We start from the raw sequence: 18843 nt of genomic DNA on the forward strand, positions 1-18843 counted from the left end.
ACGGCCAAGGCAGCGTAGGCCGTGGCCTGGCGCTTTTCGATAATCGCCTCCGACATCAAGTCCCCGTTGCGGAGCGCGCCATGCATAACAATAAAAATCTCCCCCTGCGTCTGTTACCTGCTTTTATCGTCGGCCTTAGCCTCAGCCCGTTCGCTGACGCCGAAATCATGCTGTACGACAAGGACGAAACCACCTTTTCCACCGACGGCTACATCAACGCTTTCTACGTCAACAGTGACGTGGACCGCGCCGGCGACCAATACGACCGCCGCCAGTCCCGGGTGAAGATGGGTTTTCTGCCCAACTACTTGGGCTTCAACATGGGCAAGCAGGTCGACGACCTCAAGCTCGGCGCCCGCGCCTCGTTCTGGGTGACGATCAACGACAGCGAAACCAACGGCACCGACACCGCCATCGATGTACGCCAGTTTTACGGCACCGTGGCGAACCCAGAGTGGGGCGAAGTGCTGATCGGCAAGGACTTCGGCCTGTTCGCCCGCTCCAATATCCTGCTCGATGAACTGCTCGCCGGTTACGGCCAGGTCAGCGACAGCCTTGGCCTGGTGGACGGCGGCGGTGTGTCGTTCGGCAATATCGGCAGCGGCTACCCGTACCCGTTCCCCACCTCGCAGATTACCTACCGCACCCCAATGATGGACGGCCTGCGCGTGGCTGTAGGCATCATGGACCCGGTGGACACCAACGACAGCAGCGCACTGGGCAAGGCCTACCAGAAGAACCCGCGCACCGAGAGCGAGATCACCTACCAGTTCGACCTGGGCGGGGCGAAGATCTACAGCTGGCTCAATGGCAGCTACCAGACTTCGGACAACACCGACTCCACCGTCGAATCGGTGACGTCCAAAGGCCTGGGCTATGGCGTACAGGCGAAAATCGGCGGCTTGTCGCTGACCGGTTCGGGCTTCCAGGCCAAGGGCATCAACCCGTTCTTCACCAACAATGCCGGGGAAGCCACCCTGCGCAATGTGGACAGCAACGGTTACCTGGTGCAAGGCTCGTACAAAGTGGGCAAGAACCGTCTGGCGCTGTCCTACGGCAAGACAGAGGATGACGGCAACGGCGTGGTGGGCAGCGGGGCGGATTATGAGACGCGCGGGATTGCGTTGTTTCATGACGTGAACGACAACCTGAAGCTGGTGGCGGAGTACAACCAATTCCAGATCAAGGGGCATGACACCCGTGCGCAGAATGAAGACACCGATACCTTTGCTGTAGGTGCGGTCCTGACTTGGTAAGCCATTCAAAAATGGGGGAGGGGCGGTGCGACGATTCGATTTGCCCCCCACAGGCAAAGGTATCTACGCCTCTTTGGTGAAAACACATTCTGGGAAAATAGTGCTTTCGTGGTGAGCGGGCTTGCCCCGCGCTGGGCTGCGAAGCAGCCCCAAACCAGACGCTGAGTTCTACCAGAAATATCCCCGCGTTTTTATTGGGGCTGCTGCGCAGCCCAGCGCGTGACAAGCCCGCTCATCACAGCGTTATGTGTCGGCTTTTAGGCAAGGTGTAGATACCTATGCCCCGATGGGGTGGATCGGTCAGTGGAGAGACTCATCCCATCGCATCCCCCCACCCAGTACCCAAGTAGCATAGGTCCCACCCCCCGCCCTTCGTACACTCATGCCTCAGAGGGGGAACCAACGATGCATAACAGTGAAGGCGTAATCAGCGCCATGTCCCAGGCCACCGACGCCGGGCAGGCGGCTGAGGAGTTGGCCCGTCAACTGCTGCACCCCTACCTGGGGTTTGTGCTGTTTTTCTGTTCGGCCTCCTACGATTTGCAGGCGTTGGGCCAGGCCCTGCAACAGTGCTTCGGTAACGTGCGCGTGGTGGGTTGCACCAGCGCCGGCGAGATCACGCCCCAGGGCTACGGCCGCAATTGCGTGACGGCGATGGGCTTTAACCACGCGCACTTTTCCATCGCCACCGAGCTGATCGATCAGGTGGAACACTTCAGCCTGATCGACGCCCAGCAGATGGTCGAACGCCTGGTCGGCGGTTGCCGCAGCAATACCCTGGCGCCGATCAAGGGCAACACGTTCGCCCTGACCCTGCTCGATGGCCTGTCCAGCCGTGAAGAAGTGGTGCTCGCGGCCCTCAGCGCGGCGCTTGGCGACATTCCGCATTTTGGCGGTTCGGCCGGCGACGACAACTTCCTCACCCACACCCACGTGTACTTCAACGGCGCCTTCCACAGCGGCGCGGCGGTGGTGGTGTTGGTCAATACCTGGCTGGACTTCGAGGTGTTTACCACCCACCACATTCTGCCGCGCAGTGAAAAGCTGGTGGTGACCGGCGCCGACAGCCCGTCGCGCCGGGTCTTCGAGCTCAACGCCGAACCTGCCGCCGAAGAGTACGCGCGGCATATCGGCGTGGCCGTGGCCGATCTCGATCACCGCGTGTTCGCGGCGCACCCGCTGGCGGTACGCATCCACGATCAGTATTACGTACGCGCGATCCAGCAAGTGCACGACGACTTGAGCCTGAGTTTCTACTGCGCCGTGGAAAACGGCATCGTCCTCACCGTAATGAAGCCCGGGTCGATCCTGCCGAACCTGCAAACGCTGTTCGACGGCCTGCAAGCGCGCCTTGGCGACCTGCTGTTGACCATCGGCTGCGACTGCTTCCTGCGCCGCCTTGAGCTGGAAGACAGTGACAATCTGGAACAGATCGGCGGCTTCCTGCGTGACCAGCGGGTGATGGGGTTCAACACCTACGGAGAACAGTTCAATGGCATGCATATCAACCAGACCTTCACCGGGGTCGCCATTGCCCGAGGCCGGCGCTGAACTGCTCGCCCAGGTTGCCCAATTGCAACAGGACAACCACAAGCTGGCGCGGATCAACGCCGCGCTGATCGAGCGCATTGAGTCCGGCGTGACCCAGGGCAACAACCCCTACACCACCTTCCAGCATTCGGTGGTACTGGCCGAGCAAGTGCGCGAACGCACCGACGCGCTGAACCAGGCGATGGCCGAACTCAAGGCCAGCAACCACTTGCTGATCAACGCCCGGTTGCGTGCCGAAACCCTGCGTGGCGAACAGGTGGCGGCGCAGAAAGCCCAGGAAAGCGAGCGCTGGATTCGCTTGATCACCGACCATGTTCCGGCCCTGATCGGCTACCTGAATGCTGACCTGGTCTACGAGTTCACCAACAAAGTCTACGAAGAATGGTACTGCTGGCCGCGCGGCATGATGCTCGGCCAGAGCCTGCGCGAGGTCCACAGCGAACAGCACTGCCAGCGCCTGGACGCCTACGTCGCCCGGGCCTTGGCGGGGGAGAGCGTGACCTTTGAATTCGCCGAGACCAATATCAATAACCAGGAGCGCTACATGCTGCGCTCCTATGTCCCCAATCTGCTGGCCAGTGGCGAAGTGGTGGGGATCTTTGTGCTGATCCGCGACATCACCGAACGCCGCCGCACCGCCGAGGCCCTGCATCAGGCCTATCAACACCTGGAGCAGCGTGTCGCCCAGCGCACCTCGGAACTCACTGCGCTTAACGACCAGTTGCTCAAGGAAATCGACGAGCGCCGCCGCATGGAAACCCGCCTGCGCGAAGCCAAGCTCGAAGCCGAACAGGCCAACCTGTCGAAAACCAAATTCCTCGCCGCCGTCAGCCACGACCTGCTGCAACCGCTGAACGCTGCGCGATTATTCACCAGCGCTTTGCTCGAACGCCCCAGCGAACAGTTGGTGCGCAACGTGAGCAATTCCCTGGAAGACGTGGAAAACCTGCTGGGTACTCTGGTGGATATTTCCAAGCTGGATGCCGGGGTGATCAAGGCCGACATCGCGCCGTTTGCCCTGAGTGAATTGCTCGACAACCTAGCTGCCGAATACACCGAATTGGCCCGCAGCGAGGGCCTGGAGCTGCATTTTGTCGGCTGCTCGGCGCTGGTGCGCAGTGATATTCAGTTGCTGGCGCGGATTCTGCGCAACCTGCTGAGCAATGCGATTCGCTATACCTACAAAGGGCGTGTGGTGCTGGGATGTCGCCGCCAGCACCAGCGCCTGTCGATCCAGGTGTGGGACAGCGGCATGGGCATTGCCGAGGAGCGGCTGGAGGAGATTTTTCAGGAGTTCAAACGCGGCGATGTGCAGCGTCCGGACCAGGACCGCGGGTTGGGCCTGGGGCTGGCGATCGTGGAAAAAATCGCGGGGATACTGGGTCATCGCATCAGCGTCAAATCCTGGCCGGGCCAGGGCTCGATGTTCTCGGTGGAGGTGCCGTTGAGCGCCACGGCGCCCAAGTCACTGCCGATGCTGGCCATGAGCGAACCGATGCTCGAACGCCTGCAAGGCGCACGGGTGTGGGTGCTGGATAACGACGCGGCGATCTGCGCGGGCATGCGCACCTTGCTGGAAGGCTGGGGCTGCCGGGTGATTACCGCCTTGTCGGAACAGGATTTGGCACGGCAGGTGGACAACTACCATGCCGAAGCCGACTTGCTGATCGCCGACTATCACCTCGACGACGACCAGAACGGTGTAGATGCCGTGGCACGCATCAACGCACGCCGGGCCAGTGCAATCCCGGCGCTGATGATCACCGCCAACTACAGCAATGAGTTGAAGCAACAGATCCGCGAATTGGGGCACACCTTGATGCACAAGCCAGTACGCCCGATGAAACTCAAGACCGCCATGAGCCACCTGCTCGGTCGGCCCTGACAAACGGAGATCAAGTGTGGGAGGGGGCTTGCCCCCGATGGCGGTGTTTCAGCCAAGTAGATGCCGACTGACCCACCGCTATCGGGAGCAAGCCCCCTCCCACATTTGACCGGTGTTGTGTCTGGAAGATTGGCGCGCAGGTACGGCCGATGCAACTCAATACTGCCACGAGCCACCCCTCGGTCGTCCCTGACAAACGTAGATCAAGTGTGGGAGGGGGCTTGCCCCCGATGGCGGTGTTTCAGCCAAGTAGATGTCGACTGATCCATCGCTATCGGGAGCAAGCCCCCTCCCACATTTGACCGGTGTTGTGTTTGGAAGATTGGCGGCTCTGGTACGGCCAATGAAGCTCAAGACCGCCACGAGCCACCCCTCGGTCGGCCCTGACAAACGTAGATCAAGTGTGGGAGGGGGCTTGCCCCCGATGGCGGTGTTTCAGTCAAGTAGATGCCGACTGACCCACCGCTATCGGGAGCAAGCCCCCTCCCACATTTGACCGGTGTTGTGTCTGGAAGATTGGCGGCGCAGTTACGGCCAATGAAGCTCAAGACTGCCACGAGCCACCCCTCGGTCGTCCCTGACAAACGGAGATCAAGTGTGGGAGGGGGCTTGCCCCCGATGGCGGTGTTTCAGTCAAGTAGATGCCGACTGACCCACCGCTATCGGGAGCAAGCCCCCTCCCACATTTTATTTGTGTTGTGTTTGGAGGATTGGCGCCGCAGTTACGGCCAATGAAGCTCAAGACTGCCACGAGCCACCTGCTCGGTCGGCCCTGACATACGGAGATCAAGTGTGGGAGGGGGCTTGCCCCCGATTGCGGTGTTTCAGTCAAGTAGATGCCGACTGACCCACTGCTATCGGGAGCAAGCCCCCTCCCACATTTTATTTGTGTTGTGTCTGGAGGATTTGCGGCGCAGGCACGGCCAATGAAGCTCAAGACCGCCATGAGCCACCCCTCGGTCGGCCCTGACAAACGTAGATCAAGTGTGGGAGGGGGCTTGCCCCCGATGGCGGTGTTTCAGCCAAGTAGATGCCGACTGACCCACCGCTCTCAGGGGCAAGCCCCCTCCCACATTTGCCCACTGTTGTGTCAGGCGGATCAGCGGCGCAGGTACGAGCCGAAATCGATATCCCCGGCACTGAGGATTGCCTGCACCCGGTTGTGCACGTTCAACTTGCGCAGGATCGCCGACACGTGGGCCTTCACGGTGGTTTCGGCAATCTCCAGGGTGTAGGCGATCTGCTTGTTCGACTCGCCCTTGGTCATCCGCTCCAGCACCAGCAATTGCTTGCGTGTCAGGGCTTGCAGCAGTTCGGGGGCGAAGCCGGGGTTTTCGTTGAGGCGCCGGTGGGTGCCGGGCTTCTGGGTGCGGATGATGTCCGGCGGCAGGTACACGTTGCCGTTGAGAATCTGCTGGATCGCCTCGGTCATTTGCAGGCGTGGCGAGGACTTGGTGATAAAACCCACGGCGCCATAGGTGATGGCTTGCAGCACGATCTGCTTGTCCTGCTCGGCCGAGACGATCACCACCGGAATGGTCGGCGCCTCGTTGCGCAGGTTGATCAGGCCATTGAGGCCGTGCATGCCGGGCATGTTCAGGTCCAGCAGGATCAGGTCGAGGTCGTCGTGTTCCTGGGTCAGCGCCAGGGCGCTGTCCAGGTCGGCGGTTTCCATCACTTCGCTGCCGGGAAAGCCGTCGCTGATGACGTTATGGATCGCTTCGCGAAACAGTGGGTGATCGTCGGCAATCAGGATTTTGTACATGGCCGTTCACCTTTCTTATTGTGATGTTTGAAATGGCTCGGGTTGGGCGACCGTCACCGGCAGCTTCGCCGCCTCCCAGGCATCCAGACCGTCGCGATACCAGTACACAGAGGTATAGCCGAGGTTGGCGGCACGTTTTACCGCGTTCCAACTCAGCCAGCAATCGGAGCGGCAATAGAAGACCAACGGTCGCTTGAGGTCGCCGCCGCTGTAGGCATACAAGTGGCGCACGAAATAGCTTTGCCACTCCGGCGTGAGGTCGCCGTCGCCGGTATTGGCCAGCCAGTGGCTGCCGGGCAGGTTGGCGTGGGGCTGGTCTTCGATGAAGCGGCCTTGCAGCCATTGGCGGCGGTACACATCGATCAGCACCGGCGCCGGGCTTTGGCCGAGCAGGGTTTGCAGGGCCGCGGTGTCGACAATCGTGGCGCCAGGCAGGTGGTCGGGCGTGGGGCTGCGGTACAGGCTGATGCGGTAGCCGTCGGCGGAAAACAGTGGAGTGTCGGCCTGGACGTGGGCGACGAACAGGCACAGCAGTGCCAACAGAGGCAGTCGGGCGTGCAGCATGGCAGGGCAATCCTTATCGTTATGCGCGCATTACACGTGAGTCCCGAGCCCTTGGGAATGCGACGATAGACAGGAAAACCAGTACCAAAGTAGTAGTTTTATCGGCTTCAGCCTTTTTTGCGCAGTGCGGCATGCTGGGGATTGAAGGTCAGCACCGCCAGCAGCGTGAACAACAGGGTCAACCCCAGGCAAACCGCCAGGGCCAGGCCGGCGAAGCGTTCATACAGGGCAAAGCGCACCAGTTCCACGGCGTGGGTAAACGGGTTGACCGCGCACAGCCAGTACAGCCATTCGCTGGAGTCGCGCATTTTCCACAGCGGGTACAACGCCGACGACAGGAAAAACAGCGGGAAAATCACGAAATTCATCACCCCGGCAAAGTTCTCCAATTGGCGAATCGCGTTCGACAGCAGAAGGCCCAATGCACTGAGCATCAACGCCACCAGCAGCAACGCCGGCAGGGCAGTCAACAGGCCCATGGCTGGCGGTTGCACGCCGTAGACCCAGGCAATCGCCAGGAATCCGTATACCTGCAACAGCGAGATCAATGCCGTGGCCAACAGTTTGCTGCACAGCAAAAACGTGCGCGGCAACGGGCTGGTCAGTAACACGCGCATGCTGCCCATCTCGCGGTCGTAGACCATCGACAACGAGCCCTGCATGCCGTTGAACAGCAGGATCATGCAGGCCAGTCCCGGAATGATGTAGACCTCGTAGGGGATGTAGGTGTCGTAGGGCTCGATCACCGAGATGCCCAACGCGGCACGGAACCCGGCGGCGAACACCACCAGCCACAGCAACGGGCGCACGAGGGCGCTGAGAAAGCGCGTGCGCTGCAACACAAAACGCAGCCACTCACGCAGCACGATGCCGCGCAGGCATTGCCAGTAAGCGTTCATGCGGCGGCTCCCGTCACAGTGGGTCGGGTCAATCGGGCGAACACACTGCCCAGGTCGCCGCCTTGTTGCTGGATCAACTCATCAACTTGCCCGCTGGCCACCAGGCGGCCTTGGTGCAGAATCATCAGTGCATCGTTGGCCTGCACTTCGTCGAGCAAGTGAGTGGTCCACAGCACGCTGATGCCGTGCTCGGCGCACAGGCTGCGCACATGCTGGTTCAGCGCCAGGCGGCTGGCCGGGTCGAGGCCGACGCTGGCTTCGTCGAGCAACAGCACGCGCGGTTCGTGCAGCAGGGCGCGGGCGATTTCTACGCGGCGCCGATGCCCGCCGTTGAGTTCGCGGACTTTTTCGCGGCGGCGCTCGGTGAGGGCCTGGCGCGTCAGTTCGGCTTCTACCCGTGTGTCGGTCTGGCGCCGCGACAAACCGTGCAGCGCGGCGTGGTAGCGCAGGTTCTGCTCAACGCTCAAGTCCAGGTCCAGGGTGCTTTGTTGGAATACCACGCCCAATTGCTTAAGGGCGGCGCGCGGCGCATCGCGCAGGGAATGACCGCCCACGCGAATGTCGCCGCTTTGCAGGTCATACAGCCGCGTGAGCAGGGCGATCAAGGTGGATTTGCCGGCGCCATTGGGCCCCAGCAATGCCGCAAAACGCCCTGGCGCCAGGCTGAAACTCACCTCGCACAAGGCCTGCCGTGCGCCATAGGCGAAGCTCACGTCGCGCACCTCCAGGGCGTTCATGGCGTCACCACCACACCCCACGGGTAACGCCCGACTTTCACCGACTTGACCACCTTGAGGCTGTCCACGTCGATCACCGACACATCACCGCTCACGCCGTTGGTGGCGAGCAACTGTTTCTCGTCCGGGGTAAATGCCATCTGCCACACGCGGCGGCCCACCAACAGATAGTCGAGAATCTCAAAGGTCTTGGCATCAATCACCGCCACATGGTTGGCCGGGCCGAGGGCGACAAAACCGTATTTGCCGTCGGCGCTGAGCTTGATACCGACCGGCTGGACTTTGTCCGGGTGCACGCCCTTGATCTTGAAGGTCAGGGTCTTGAGGATCGCGCGGCTGGCCACGTCGAGGATGGTCACGGTGCCGCCGATTTCTGCCGAGGCCCACAGCTGCGAGCCATCGTGGTTGAACTCGACGAAGCGCGGGCGCTGGTCCACCAGGGTGCTGTCGGCCAGGGTCTGGGTGCTGGTGTCGATCCAGTGCAGCATGTTGGTGGTTTCGCTGGTGTTCACCGCCCACTTGCCATCCGGGCTGACGGCCATGCCTTCGGGTTCGACGCCGACGTTGATCTGGCCGAGCACTTTGGAGGTCTCGGTGTCGATCACGGTGACCAGCGCATCGTCTTCGTTGGACACGTACAGCCAGCGGTTATTGGGGTGCAGGGCGAACTGCTCGGGGTCTTTGCCGGAGGGCAGTTCCTTGATGATCTTGCGCGTGGCCACGTCCATCACCTGCACGCGGTCCGAGTCGCTGGCGCAGATGTACAGCAGCTTATTGTCATGGGACAGCAGCAAGCCTCGCGGGCGCTGGCCGACCTTGAGGGTGTCGGTGACTTGCAGGGTCTGCATGTCGATCAGGCTCAGGCTGTTGTCTTTCTCGTTGGAGACCCAGGCGGTACTGGCCACGGCGTGCCCGGCGGCAAGCAGCAGGGCGCATGAGAGCAGGGTGCGGCGCATGGCGGATTCCTTATTATTGTGGGTAGGTGATCAAGGGAAGCGGCAGGTCACCTCGGGTTTGTCATAGCCCAGGCTGTCCATTTCGTTAGTGGGGTGCAGGAAGCCTTCCTGGGGCGATGTGCTGACCAACGCGCGGGGTTGCACGATGGGAATCGGTTGGCGCAATTGGCCGTTCCAGGCGCGGTAACTGAGCTTGCGGCCCTTGAAGCCATCCAGGGGCAGTTGCTCGCTGATTTCCAGATCGCGGATCGCCATGGGCTCGACCTGGCGCAACTTGCTCACGGCACTGGCGACGCTGCGCACGGCCATCCAGGCGGCGAAGTCGCGATCGTTCATCCAACGTCCGGCCAGGGCCTCGAAGCGTTTCTGCAGTTGAGCGGCGCCGTAGGTCTCGACGGTCTTGTGCCAACCGGTGGGCGTCAGGCCCTGGGTGCCGGCGACGGGGCGCGGGTACCAGGTCTGGTAGGGCACGTACTCGCCGAAGTCGCCGCGCTCGTCGGCCACCAGCACCACGTCGTATTCGGCGGTCTGGGTGAACAGCGGCATATCCGCCTGGGCGCTGCGGCGTTGGTCGTTATCGAAGCGCCAGGCTTTCTCCGCCACCAGACGCACGCCGAAGCGTTTGGCGGCGCGGCGCAGAGCGGCGGCGTAGGCTTGGTCATCCTCGGTGGGGCCGACGATCAACAACGCTTTCTGCCATTTACGGACGACCAGGAACTGCGCCAGCGCATCGGCGAGCATCGCCCGGCTGGGCAGCGTATGCAGCACGTTGCCCAGGCAGTCGGTGCTGCGCAGGCTGTCATCCGGGCTGCCGGCATTGAACAGCAGGCTGTCAGGCAACGCGGCGCTGAGTTGGCGAAGGCTTGCGGCGGGGGCGTTGACCACGAACAAACGCAGGCCCTGGGCATGCTGGGCTTGGGCGGCGGTGAGCAGGGCGTCCGGCGTATCAACCGTGGCGGTCGTCAGGCTGTAGCGCTGGTTGAGAAAGGCGCCGGTGCTGTTGCTGTCGATGATCGCCAATTCGGCGCCGCGCTGCCCGGCATCGATGGGCTCGGGAATTACATTCGACAGCAGCGGGCCTGGATCGGGCCGATAACCCAAGTAGCCGATCTGCACCTGCAAGGGCTCGGCGGCCTGGCTGGCGGTGGCCACCCCGGCTGCGCAAGCAATCGCCAGCAGATAGATCACGGCGTAAGGGGCGAGCTGGCGCATAAGGCACTCCATGACAGGAAGCGCCAGCATAGAAAGCCTTAAGGTCGCTGCAAATATGCAGAAAGTAGCGCTGGGGCAGTACCAAGGTAGTAGCTCGCAGCGCGTGAAGCGGTCTTAGCATGACGCTTCAGTGTGTTGTTCGGGAGTTGGCTATGTCGGCGTTGTGGCGCATCAATCTATGGGTCTGCGGCTTCTTCGCCCTGGTGACCTGCGCCTGCACCGCGCTGTTGCTGCACCAGGCCCTGGCCGATGTGGAGCGCGAGTTGCAATCGGCCGAAGCGGTGGTGCACTACCTGAGCGAAACCGCCGAGCGCGACCCGGCCAGCCTGCAACCCCACCTCACCGCGAGTTTGCGTCATGTACGCGTGCACTGGCTGGCGAGCGGCGACACCGCGCAAGCGCAGGCCTCGGACGGACTGGACGCCTGGCTTGGGCGCCTGCTGTTCGTCGAGGCGCGACGCAGTGCCCAGGTGCTGGACTTGCCGGACGGTCGGCGCGTGTCCATCGCCGTCGACCCACGGGATGAAATCGACGAAGTCTGGGATTCCTTGCAACAACTGTTGGGCCTGTGCGCCCTGGCGTTGGCCCTGAGTCTGTTGACTATCCGCTGGGCCGTGCGGCGGGGCATGGGCGTGCTCGATGAATTGCTGCGCGCCCTGCAACAGGTGTGCGCCGGCCAGCTCAATGTGCGTCTGCGCGGTGAAGGCGCGCCGGAAGCACGGCAACTGGCGCTGCACTTCAACCGCATGACCGACGCCCTGGAGCAGGCGCGCACCGATAACACCCGGCTCACCCAGACCCTGCTGGCGGTGCAGGAGCAGGAACGCACCCACCTGGCCCAGACCCTGCACGATGACCTCGGCCAATACTTGGCCGGCATTCGCGCCCAGGCCTGCCTGTTGCGGCTGGTCGCCGATCAGCCGCACGTGCTGACCCGTACGGTGGGGCTGCTGGAAGATCATTGCGAGCACTTGCAGCAAGGTTTCCGCGCCCTGGTCCACGACCTCTACCCGGTGGCGTTGCAACACTTGCCGATGGGCGAGGCGTTCTCGATGCTGGTAACGCAGTGGCAGGCCAGCCATGGGATTCCCTGCCAATTGCAGGTCAGTGCCGACCTGCCGGCGTTGTCCGGCGCCAACAAAACTCACCTGTACCGCCTGCTCCAGGAAGCGCTGACCAACATCCTGCGGCATGCCGATGCCAGCCAGGTGCGCGTGCGCCTGCAACACCGCGGTTCACGTCTGCGCCTGTGGGTGCGTGATAACGGTCGCGGTGCAGTCACGCCCCAGCGGCCCGGCGTGGGCCTGTATTCGATGGCCGAACGCGCCCGCTGCCTGGGCGGCGAATTAAAGATCATCAGCCACCCCGGCGGCGGTTGGGCGCTGGCGTTGAACATGCCGTTGGAGGCCTCATGAATATTCTGTTGGTGGATGACCACGCCGTGGTGCGCCAAGGCTATGCCAGCCTGCTGCGCGCGCTGCTGCCAGCGGTCGAAGTACGCGAAGCGGCCAGTGGTGAAGAGGCCCTGAGCCGGGTGCAGGAGGCGGTGCCGCATCTGGTGATCATGGACTTCGGCCTGCCAGGCATCAGCGGCCTGGAAACCACGCGCCGCCTGCGCCAGCGCTTGCCACAATTGCGCGTGCTGTTTTTCAGCATGCACGACGAGCTGCCGCTGGTGCGCCAGGCGTTGGACGCCGGAGCCTCCGGTTACCTGACCAAAAGCTCGGCGCCCGAGGTGTTGATTGAAGCCGTGCGGCGCATCCTCGACGGCCACGCCTATATCGAACAGGCCCTGGCCACCGAGCTGGCCTACACCCCCAGTGATCAACGCTTGCAGGGCATGACCCCGCGCGAACTGGAAATCTTCCTGATGCTGGCCAAGGGCACGCCCACCCGAGCGATTGCCGACCAGCTGAATATCAGCAGCAAGACCGTGTCCAATCACCTGACCTTGCTCAAGAGCAAACTGCAGGTGAGCTCCCATGCCGAGCTGGTGCATCTGGGAATCGACATGGGGGTGGTGCGGGTGGTTGGATAATTGGGTGTGCACAAACCCACTGTGGGAGGGGCGTCGTTTCAGCGATCCCAGGTCGTTGGGCAATCCTGGCAGCCCTCCATATTGGCATCCTGAAAATTCCCATAATGTTGCCGCGCACCGGTTAGCGTGGCGTTTTCAAGGTTGCTCTCGCCGAACTTCGCTTCCTGCAGATTGGCGTCGCTGAGGTCAGCACCTTGCAAGTCGGCCTTGCTCAGCCAGGTCATCTCCAGGTCGGCCGCACGCAGGTTGGCCTTGTGCATTTTGGCCCCTGACAGCCGTGCAAATTGCAGGTAGGCCGCACTGAGGTTGGCGTTTTCGAACTGCGCGCCTTGGGCGAACAGGCCCCAACCCTGGATCGCCATCAGCGTGGCACCGCTAAAGTCCGCCAAGCGCAGGTTGCTTTGTTGCAGGCTGGCGCGGGTCAGGTTGGCGCCTTGCAGCTGGGCCTTTTCCAGGTTGGCCAGGTCGAGGTTGGCATGGCGCAGATCTGCATCGCGCAGGTCAGCGCCTGCCAGGTTCATTTTGCTCAGGTTCTGATTTCGAAGGTTGGCGCCCTTGAGGTTGGCGCCGGGGCATTGGCTGTGTTCGGCGATGGTGCAGCCGTTGATGATCAACGGGGCGTCGTCGCCATCGTCGGCGTGGGCCAGGGGTAGGGATAACAGGAGTAGCAAGGGCAGGTAGTTCATTGCGAGACCTCTGGAGATCCTGTGGTGAGCGGGCTTGTTGTGGTGAGCGGGCTTGCCCCGCGCTGGGCTGCGAAGCGGCCCTGGCATTCCTCCAGCACCTGCGTGCGCTCAGGTTCTACGACTGCTTCGCAGCCGAGCGCGGGGCAAGCCCGCTCACCACAGAAAAACGCGGCCCCGGCATTTTCTGATGGGTTACTTCTGGGCGTCGTCGCCATCGTCGCCATCGTCGGCGTGGGCCAGGGGTAAGGGACAACAGGAGTAACAAGGGCAGGTAGTTCATTGCGAGACCTCTGGAGATCCTGTGGTGAGTGGGCTTGTTGTGGTGAGCGGCTTGCCCCGCGCTGGGCTGCGAAGCGGCCCTGGCATTCCTCCAGCACCTGCGTGCGCTCAGGTTCTACGACTGCTTCGCAGCCGAGCGCGGGGCAAGCCCGCTCACCACAAAAAAACGCGGCCCGGCATTTTCTGACGGGTTACTTCTGGGCGTCGTCGCCATCGTCGGCGTGGGCCAGGGGTAGGGATAACAGGAGTAGCAAGGGCAGGTAGTTCATTGCGAGACCTCTGGAGATCCTGTGGTGAGCGGGCTTGTTGTGGTGAGCGGGCTTGTCCCGCGCTGGGCTGCGAAGCGGCCCTGGCATTCCTCCAGCACCTGCGTGCGCTCAGGTTCTACGACTGCTTCGCAGCCGAGCGCGGGGCAAGCCCGCTCACCACAAAAAAACGCGGCCCGGCATTTTCTGACGGGTTACTTCTGGGCGTCGTCGCCATCGTCGCCATCGTCGGCGTGGGCCAGGGGTAAGGGATAACAGCAGTAACAAGGGCAGGTAGTTCATTGCGAGACCTCTGGAAATCCTGTGGTGAGCGGGCTTGTTGTGGTGAGCGGGCTTGTCCCGCGCTGGGCTGCGAAGCGGCCCTGGCATTCCTCCAGCACCTGCGTGCGCTCAGGTTCTACGACTGCTGCGCAGCCGAGCGCGGGGCAAGCCCGCTCACCACAGGGGAACCCGCTTGCTACAAAAGGCGGCGCGGCATTCTCGCGGGGGCTATTTTTGCGCGGTCTTGTTATCCCAGCTCGGAATCTTGAACACCCAGAAAGACCCGCCTTGCGCCACCGGTTTGGTCAGTTCGGCCATGTCGCCGCCCCACAACGGCACCGCGCCGCCGTAGCCGACGGTCACGCCGATGTACTGTTCGCCATCCTGTTCCCAGGTGATCGGCGGCGAGACGATGCCGCTGCCGGTCTGGAACTTCCACAGCTCCTTGCCGGTTTTGGCGTCGAAGGCCTTGAAGAAACCGTCGCCGGTGCCGGTAAACACCAGGTTGCCCTTGGTGGCCAACACGCCGGCCCACAGTGGCAAGGCTTCCTTGTGCTCCCACACCACCTTGCCGGTAGTCGGGTTCATCGCGCGCAGGGTGCCGACGTGGTCGTCATACATGCGCTTGATGCGGAAACCCATGCCCAGGTAGGCCGAGCCCTTCTTGTAGTTGACCTCTTCGGTCCAGTATTCCTCTTTCCACTGGTTGCCCGGAATGTAGAACAGGCCGGTGTCCTGGCTGTAGGCCATGGGGTTCCAGTTCTTGCCACCCAGGAACGGCGGCGAGACTTCCACCGGCTTGCCTTTGGTTTCACCCGGCAATGGCTTGGCCGGACGCTGGCCTTCGTTTTCCACCGGACGCCCGGTCTTCAGGTCGATATGACTGGCCCAAGTGATGTTGTCGACAAACGGGAAGGCGTTCTGCAGCTTGCCGTTGTTGCGGTCCACCACGTAGAAGAAGCCGTTGCGGTCGGCGTGGCCGGTGGCCTTGACCACTTTGCCGTCCTTGTCCTTGTAGTCGAACAGCACCAGTTCGTTGTTGCCGGAGAAGTCCCAGGCATCGTTCGGGGTGTGCTGGTAGAACCATTTCACTTCGCCGGTGCTCGGGTCGACGCCAACCTGGCCCGAGGTGTAGAGGCTGTCGAAGTCGTGGGGGTTGCTGTCCTTGGCGGTGCGTGCCCAGGTGTTCCACGGGCCAGGATTGCCGGCGCCGACGATGATGGTGTTGGTCTCGGCATCGAAGCTTGCGCTCTGCCAAGGCGCGCCGCCACCGTGGCTCCAGGCCTCGACCTTGCCGGTTTCGGTGGTCGGGTCATCCGGCCACGAAGGGGCCTTGACGTCGCCAGTGGTGGTGCTGTCCTTGCCGTTGAGGCGGCCCATATGGCCTTCCACGAACGGGCGCATCCACACTTCTTCACCGGTGTCGGGGTCGCGGGCAAACAGCTGGCCGACCACGCCGAATTCATCGCCGGAGCTGCCGTGGATCAGCAGCACCTTGCCGCTGACCTTGTCTTTGATCAGCACCGGGGCGCCGGTCATGGTGTAGCCGGCGGCGTGGTCGCCGAATTTCTTGTTCCACACCACTTTGCCGGTGTTTTTGTCGAGGGCGATCAGGCGCGCGTCGAGGGTGCCGAAGTAGATCTTGTCGCCGAAGATCGCCGCGCCGCGGTTGACCACGTCACAGCACGGGCGAATGTTGTCGGGCAGGCGGTGGTTGTAGGTCCACAGGCGCTTGCCGGTCTTTGCATCCAGGGCGAACACGCGGGAGTAGGAACCGGTGACGTACACCACGCCGTCGCTGACGATGGCCTGTGACTCCTGGCCGCGCTGTTTCTCGTCGCCAAAGGAATAGGACCAGGCCGGGGTGAGTTTGAACACGTTCTTGTCGTTGACCTGGGCCAGCGGGCTCCAGCGCTGGGCGTTGGTGCCCATGCCGTATTGCAGCACGTCCTTGGTGGTCAGGTGGTCGTTGGCAATGTCTTCCCAGGTGACGTTGCGTGTCGATTTGGCAGGCTCGGCGGCTGCGAAGGTTGCAGCACTGAGGGACAGGCTGCCCACCAGCATAAAGGCTTGCACGGCAAGGCTTAAAGGTGAGCGGGCGGGTAGCGATCTTATTGTCATGGTTGCAGTTCCCAGTGGAGGTTTTGGCCTGCACAGGGTGGAACGCCGGGGCGCCGGGCGGATACGGAAAAAGTCCCGCTGTGGCCGGGAAGACTTCCCGGACCGCCGCTGTTTTAGGTGTGCCCCACAAGCCCTACTACCAAGGGAGGAGAGGGCGGCCACCAAAGCAGCATACGGCCCATGCCCCGGGGTTTCTAAGATGGTTGCCATAGCCTCTGCAATGAGGTTTTGCGTGCAATCCTGAGGGCAAAAATAATGACAACAAAACACAATGCCTGGCTCGTGGCTGGCCTGTTGGTGGGTGTATTCGGCGCCGGCTCTGTTTGGGCCCATGGCAACGTGGTCCCACAAGCGGTGGAAACCAAGGGCCTAACTTCGATCAAGGACGCCGGCGTGCCGGTCAACGAAGACGGCTGGGCGGCGGTCAATCCGTACCGCACCTCACCGGAACACGATCGGGCCGTGGAAATCGGCTCGTCCGCCTACAACCAGAACTGCGCCGCCTGCCACGGCCTGGAAGCCAAGTCCGGTGGTATCGCCCCCGACCTGCGCATGCTCGATGTGGGCGAAGCCGGTGATGAGTGGTTCGTCGAGCGTGTGCGCCATGGCGCGGTGCGTGACGGCCGCGTGTACATGCCCAAAATGGCCGACTACCTGAGCCAGGAAGCCTTGTGGGCGGTGCGCACCTACCTGGACAGCGTGCACGTCGAGGAGTAAGTCATGCGCCTGTTCGCTTATGTGCTTGGCCTGGCCCTGCTGTGTTGCCAGCCGGCACAGGCGCAGGTGCGCAGCTATGACCAGATGATCGCTGACGGCGAAATCAAGGTGGCGGTCTACAAGGACTTCGCCCCCTACAGTTTCGAAGACGGCGCCAACGCGCGGGGGGTCGACGTGGAACTGGCCCAGGCCCTGGCCACGGCGCTGGGGGTAAAGCTCAAGTTGATCTGGGCGCCGGCCGGCGAGAAGCTCGATGACGACCTGCGCGACTACATCTGGCGCGGCAGCCAGTTGCATAACCAGCAACTGGCCGACCTGATGATGCGCGCGCCCTACGATCGCGATTACGCACAAAAGCGCAACGACCAGGGCGAACTGGAAAACGGCCATGTGGTGATGTTCGGGCCGTACCAGAACGAACAATGGCAGGTGGCCTATGACCGTCGGCGTCTAGACACGGTCGCCAGCGTGGCGGTGTTCGAGCAGCACCCGATTGGCGTCGAAGTCGACAGCGTGCCGTCGTTCTACCTCACCTCGGTGTTCAACGGCATGCTCGCCGCCAAGACCCATCACTACCCCGACGTCCCCCAGGCCTTTGCGGCGATGAAAGCCGGTGAGGTCGACGCGGTGATGGCGATGCGCGGCGAAGTCGACTGGCAGGTGCATGAAGCCCACGACCCGCGACTGGCCCTCGCCGAAAACGCCTACCCGAACATGGGCAAGCAACGCTGGGAGATCGGCATGGCGGTGCACGAGAGCAATCGCCAGTTGGCCTACGCGGTGGAAGAGGCGCTGGAAGGCCTGATCCGCGACGGCGCGGTGCAAGCCATCTATGCCCGTTACGGCCTGCAGTACGAAGTCCCCGAGATGTATCAATAGGAGCAGGCGATGAACTGGCGACTGAGCTGCATCTTGGCGTGTTGGCTGCCGCTGGCGGCTCACGCCGTGGAGGTCGACCCGGTGCCGTCGGTGATGTGGGACTTCTATCACAAGCAGTTCCTGGCGCAGGCGCCGTTCGTGTTCGACGACCGAGTCAAGCTGCTGGCGCCGCCGTTCGCCGAAGATGCGCGCCAGGTGCCGCTGGAAATCGACGCCCGCGCCTTCAACGGCCATGTGGTGAAAATCCTCGCCTGGGCCGAGCTCAACCCATTGCCGAAAATCGTCGACTTCCAGCCCAAGGCCGGCGTGCTGCCGTGGCTGTCGCTGCGGATTCGTATCGAACAGGCCACGCCGTTGCGGGCGGCGGTGCTCACCGATGACGGGCTGTGGCATGTGGGCTCGACCCTGATCGACGCGGCCGGCGGCGGCTGCACCGCGCCCAGCGTGGTACGCACCCAGCCGGGTTGGGAAGAGCACATCGGCGAAGTGCTCGGCGGCCGTTACCCGCGCGGCGAGTTCAGCCGCGTGCGTGTGCAGGTGGCGCACCCGATGGACAACGGCATGGTCAGCGGCATCCCCGAGTTTTTTATCAACCATGCGCAACTGCGCGGCCAGGACGGCCAGGTGCTGGCTGATCTTGAGCTGTTCCCGGCGGTCAGCGAGAACCCCAACCTGGCCTTCGACATCGACGCGCCGGGGCCCACCCGACTGGTGCTGCGTGACAACAGCGGCAACGAGTTCGACGCGGCCATCCCCTGACCAGAAGGAGCG

The 18843-nt window shown here is 62.7% G+C and carries 16 protein-coding genes; 8 read left to right on the top strand and 8 right to left on the bottom strand.

Annotation, left to right across the window (positions count from 1 at the left end):
* Positions 1-80: 80 nt before the first annotated feature.
* From ACKZ62_RS10235 to ACKZ62_RS10245, 3 genes are all read left to right on the top strand, one after another.
* Entirely contained in the window at positions 81-1256 is a 1176-nt protein-coding gene (locus ACKZ62_RS10235; RefSeq protein WP_032888121.1) for a porin, read from the top strand.
* Between the two features lie 405 nt (positions 1257-1661).
* A complete protein-coding gene (gene nosP / locus ACKZ62_RS10240; RefSeq protein WP_447096624.1) occupies positions 1662-2807 on the top strand; it encodes a nitric oxide-sensing protein NosP in 1146 nt (381 codons plus the stop codon).
* Positions 2749-4692: a PAS domain-containing hybrid sensor histidine kinase/response regulator gene (locus tag ACKZ62_RS10245; RefSeq protein ID WP_050442845.1), complete on the top strand. Its 1944-nt coding sequence runs from the start codon at positions 2749-2751 to the stop codon at positions 4690-4692. Before nosP ends, ACKZ62_RS10245 begins: the two co-directional genes overlap by 59 nt.
* Before the next feature lie 1099 nt (positions 4693-5791).
* Here ACKZ62_RS10245 and ACKZ62_RS10250 read toward each other — a convergent pair.
* From ACKZ62_RS10250 to ACKZ62_RS10275, 6 genes are all read right to left on the bottom strand, one after another.
* The gene (locus ACKZ62_RS10250; protein WP_032889994.1) at positions 5792-6457 is read right to left on the bottom strand and encodes a response regulator transcription factor; all 666 of its coding nucleotides are present in this window, start codon (positions 6455-6457) and stop codon (positions 5792-5794) included.
* 15 nt (positions 6458-6472) lie between these two features.
* Positions 6473-7021 carry a PQQ-dependent catabolism-associated CXXCW motif protein gene (locus tag ACKZ62_RS10255; protein WP_401380130.1) on the bottom strand — a complete coding sequence of 183 codons (549 nt, stop codon included), beginning with the start codon at positions 7019-7021 and terminating at the stop codon, positions 6473-6475.
* Between the two features lie 107 nt (positions 7022-7128).
* Positions 7129-7920, bottom strand: a complete 792-nt coding sequence (locus ACKZ62_RS10260) for a lanthanide ABC transporter permease protein PedC (protein WP_099600947.1) — start codon at positions 7918-7920, stop codon at positions 7129-7131.
* Entirely contained in the window at positions 7917-8657 is a 741-nt protein-coding gene (locus tag ACKZ62_RS10265) for a lanthanide ABC transporter ATP-binding protein PedB/LutE (protein WP_122756690.1), read from the bottom strand. Before ACKZ62_RS10265 ends, ACKZ62_RS10260 begins: the two co-directional genes overlap by 4 nt.
* On the bottom strand, positions 8654-9613 hold the full coding sequence (locus ACKZ62_RS10270) for a YVTN family beta-propeller repeat protein (RefSeq protein ID WP_032889983.1): 960 nt from the start codon (positions 9611-9613) through the stop codon (positions 8654-8656). Before ACKZ62_RS10270 ends, ACKZ62_RS10265 begins: the two co-directional genes overlap by 4 nt.
* A 30-nt stretch (positions 9614-9643) precedes the next feature.
* Positions 9644-10825, bottom strand: coding sequence for a lanthanide ABC transporter ABC transporter substrate-binding protein PedA1 (locus ACKZ62_RS10275; protein WP_447096625.1), 1182 nt, complete (start codon positions 10823-10825; stop codon positions 9644-9646).
* Positions 10826-10977: 152 nt separating this feature from the next.
* On the opposite strand from ACKZ62_RS10275, the gene ACKZ62_RS10280 reads away from it, so the two are divergent.
* Both ACKZ62_RS10280 and ACKZ62_RS10285 read left to right on the top strand, forming a co-directional pair.
* Positions 10978-12240 carry a sensor histidine kinase gene (locus ACKZ62_RS10280; RefSeq protein ID WP_339483265.1) on the top strand — a complete coding sequence of 421 codons (1263 nt, stop codon included), beginning with the start codon at positions 10978-10980 and terminating at the stop codon, positions 12238-12240.
* Positions 12237-12863 carry a response regulator transcription factor gene (locus tag ACKZ62_RS10285; protein WP_032889977.1) on the top strand — a complete coding sequence of 209 codons (627 nt, stop codon included), beginning with the start codon at positions 12237-12239 and terminating at the stop codon, positions 12861-12863. Before ACKZ62_RS10280 ends, ACKZ62_RS10285 begins: the two co-directional genes overlap by 4 nt.
* A 38-nt stretch (positions 12864-12901) precedes the next feature.
* Here the strand turns inward: ACKZ62_RS10285 and ACKZ62_RS10290 are convergent, their stop codons facing one another.
* Both ACKZ62_RS10290 and exaA read right to left on the bottom strand, forming a co-directional pair.
* Positions 12902-13549 (bottom strand): pentapeptide repeat-containing protein, encoded by a 648-nt coding sequence (locus tag ACKZ62_RS10290; protein ID WP_032889975.1) that lies wholly within the window; start codon positions 13547-13549, stop codon positions 12902-12904.
* Positions 13550-14583: 1034 nt separating this feature from the next.
* The gene (gene exaA, locus ACKZ62_RS10295; protein ID WP_447096626.1) at positions 14584-16476 is read right to left on the bottom strand and encodes a quinoprotein ethanol dehydrogenase; all 1893 of its coding nucleotides are present in this window, start codon (positions 16474-16476) and stop codon (positions 14584-14586) included.
* A gap of 255 nt (positions 16477-16731) precedes the next feature.
* Here exaA and pedF point away from each other — a divergent pair, with 255 nt between their 5' ends.
* Genes pedF through ACKZ62_RS10310 form a run of 3 tightly spaced genes read left to right on the top strand, consistent with a single transcriptional unit; the run spans position 16732 to position 18831 of the window.
* Positions 16732-17193 (top strand): cytochrome c-550 PedF, encoded by a 462-nt coding sequence (gene pedF, locus ACKZ62_RS10300; protein WP_032889971.1) that lies wholly within the window; start codon positions 16732-16734, stop codon positions 17191-17193.
* A gap of 3 nt (positions 17194-17196) precedes the next feature.
* Positions 17197-18072 carry a substrate-binding periplasmic protein gene (locus tag ACKZ62_RS10305; RefSeq protein ID WP_447096627.1) on the top strand — a complete coding sequence of 292 codons (876 nt, stop codon included), beginning with the start codon at positions 17197-17199 and terminating at the stop codon, positions 18070-18072.
* Positions 18073-18081: 9 nt separating this feature from the next.
* Positions 18082-18831, top strand: a complete 750-nt coding sequence (locus ACKZ62_RS10310; RefSeq protein ID WP_408014012.1) for a quinoprotein dehydrogenase-associated SoxYZ-like carrier — start codon at positions 18082-18084, stop codon at positions 18829-18831.
* The last annotated feature ends 12 nt before the right edge of the window (positions 18832-18843 follow it).

The organism is Pseudomonas sivasensis, from assembly GCF_052938085.1.

Bases quoted from the DNA above. Each gene is read 5' to 3' on its own strand.
- ACKZ62_RS10235 (WP_032888121.1), top strand. From the start codon at position 81: ATGCATAACAATAAAAATCTCCCCCTGCGTCTGTTACCTGCTTTTATC.
- nosP (WP_447096624.1), top strand. From the start codon at position 1,662: ATGCATAACAGTGAAGGCGTAATCAGCGCCATGTCCCAGGCCACCGAC.
- ACKZ62_RS10245 (WP_050442845.1), top strand. From the start codon at position 2,749: ATGGCATGCATATCAACCAGACCTTCACCGGGGTCGCCATTGCCCGAG.
- ACKZ62_RS10250 (WP_032889994.1), bottom strand. From the start codon at position 6,457: ATGTACAAAATCCTGATTGCCGACGATCACCCACTGTTTCGCGAAGCG.
- ACKZ62_RS10255 (WP_401380130.1), bottom strand. From the start codon at position 7,021: ATGCTGCACGCCCGACTGCCTCTGTTGGCACTGCTGTGCCTGTTCGTC.
- ACKZ62_RS10260 (WP_099600947.1), bottom strand. From the start codon at position 7,920: ATGAACGCTTACTGGCAATGCCTGCGCGGCATCGTGCTGCGTGAGTGG.
- ACKZ62_RS10265 (WP_122756690.1), bottom strand. From the start codon at position 8,657: ATGAACGCCCTGGAGGTGCGCGACGTGAGCTTCGCCTATGGCGCACGG.
- ACKZ62_RS10270 (WP_032889983.1), bottom strand. From the start codon at position 9,613: ATGCGCCGCACCCTGCTCTCATGCGCCCTGCTGCTTGCCGCCGGGCAC.
- ACKZ62_RS10275 (WP_447096625.1), bottom strand. From the start codon at position 10,825: ATGCGCCAGCTCGCCCCTTACGCCGTGATCTATCTGCTGGCGATTGCT.
- ACKZ62_RS10280 (WP_339483265.1), top strand. From the start codon at position 10,978: ATGTCGGCGTTGTGGCGCATCAATCTATGGGTCTGCGGCTTCTTCGCC.
- ACKZ62_RS10285 (WP_032889977.1), top strand. From the start codon at position 12,237: ATGAATATTCTGTTGGTGGATGACCACGCCGTGGTGCGCCAAGGCTAT.
- ACKZ62_RS10290 (WP_032889975.1), bottom strand. From the start codon at position 13,549: ATGAACTACCTGCCCTTGCTACTCCTGTTATCCCTACCCCTGGCCCAC.
- exaA (WP_447096626.1), bottom strand. From the start codon at position 16,476: ATGACAATAAGATCGCTACCCGCCCGCTCACCTTTAAGCCTTGCCGTG.
- pedF (WP_032889971.1), top strand. From the start codon at position 16,732: ATGACAACAAAACACAATGCCTGGCTCGTGGCTGGCCTGTTGGTGGGT.
- ACKZ62_RS10305 (WP_447096627.1), top strand. From the start codon at position 17,197: ATGCGCCTGTTCGCTTATGTGCTTGGCCTGGCCCTGCTGTGTTGCCAG.
- ACKZ62_RS10310 (WP_408014012.1), top strand. From the start codon at position 18,082: ATGAACTGGCGACTGAGCTGCATCTTGGCGTGTTGGCTGCCGCTGGCG.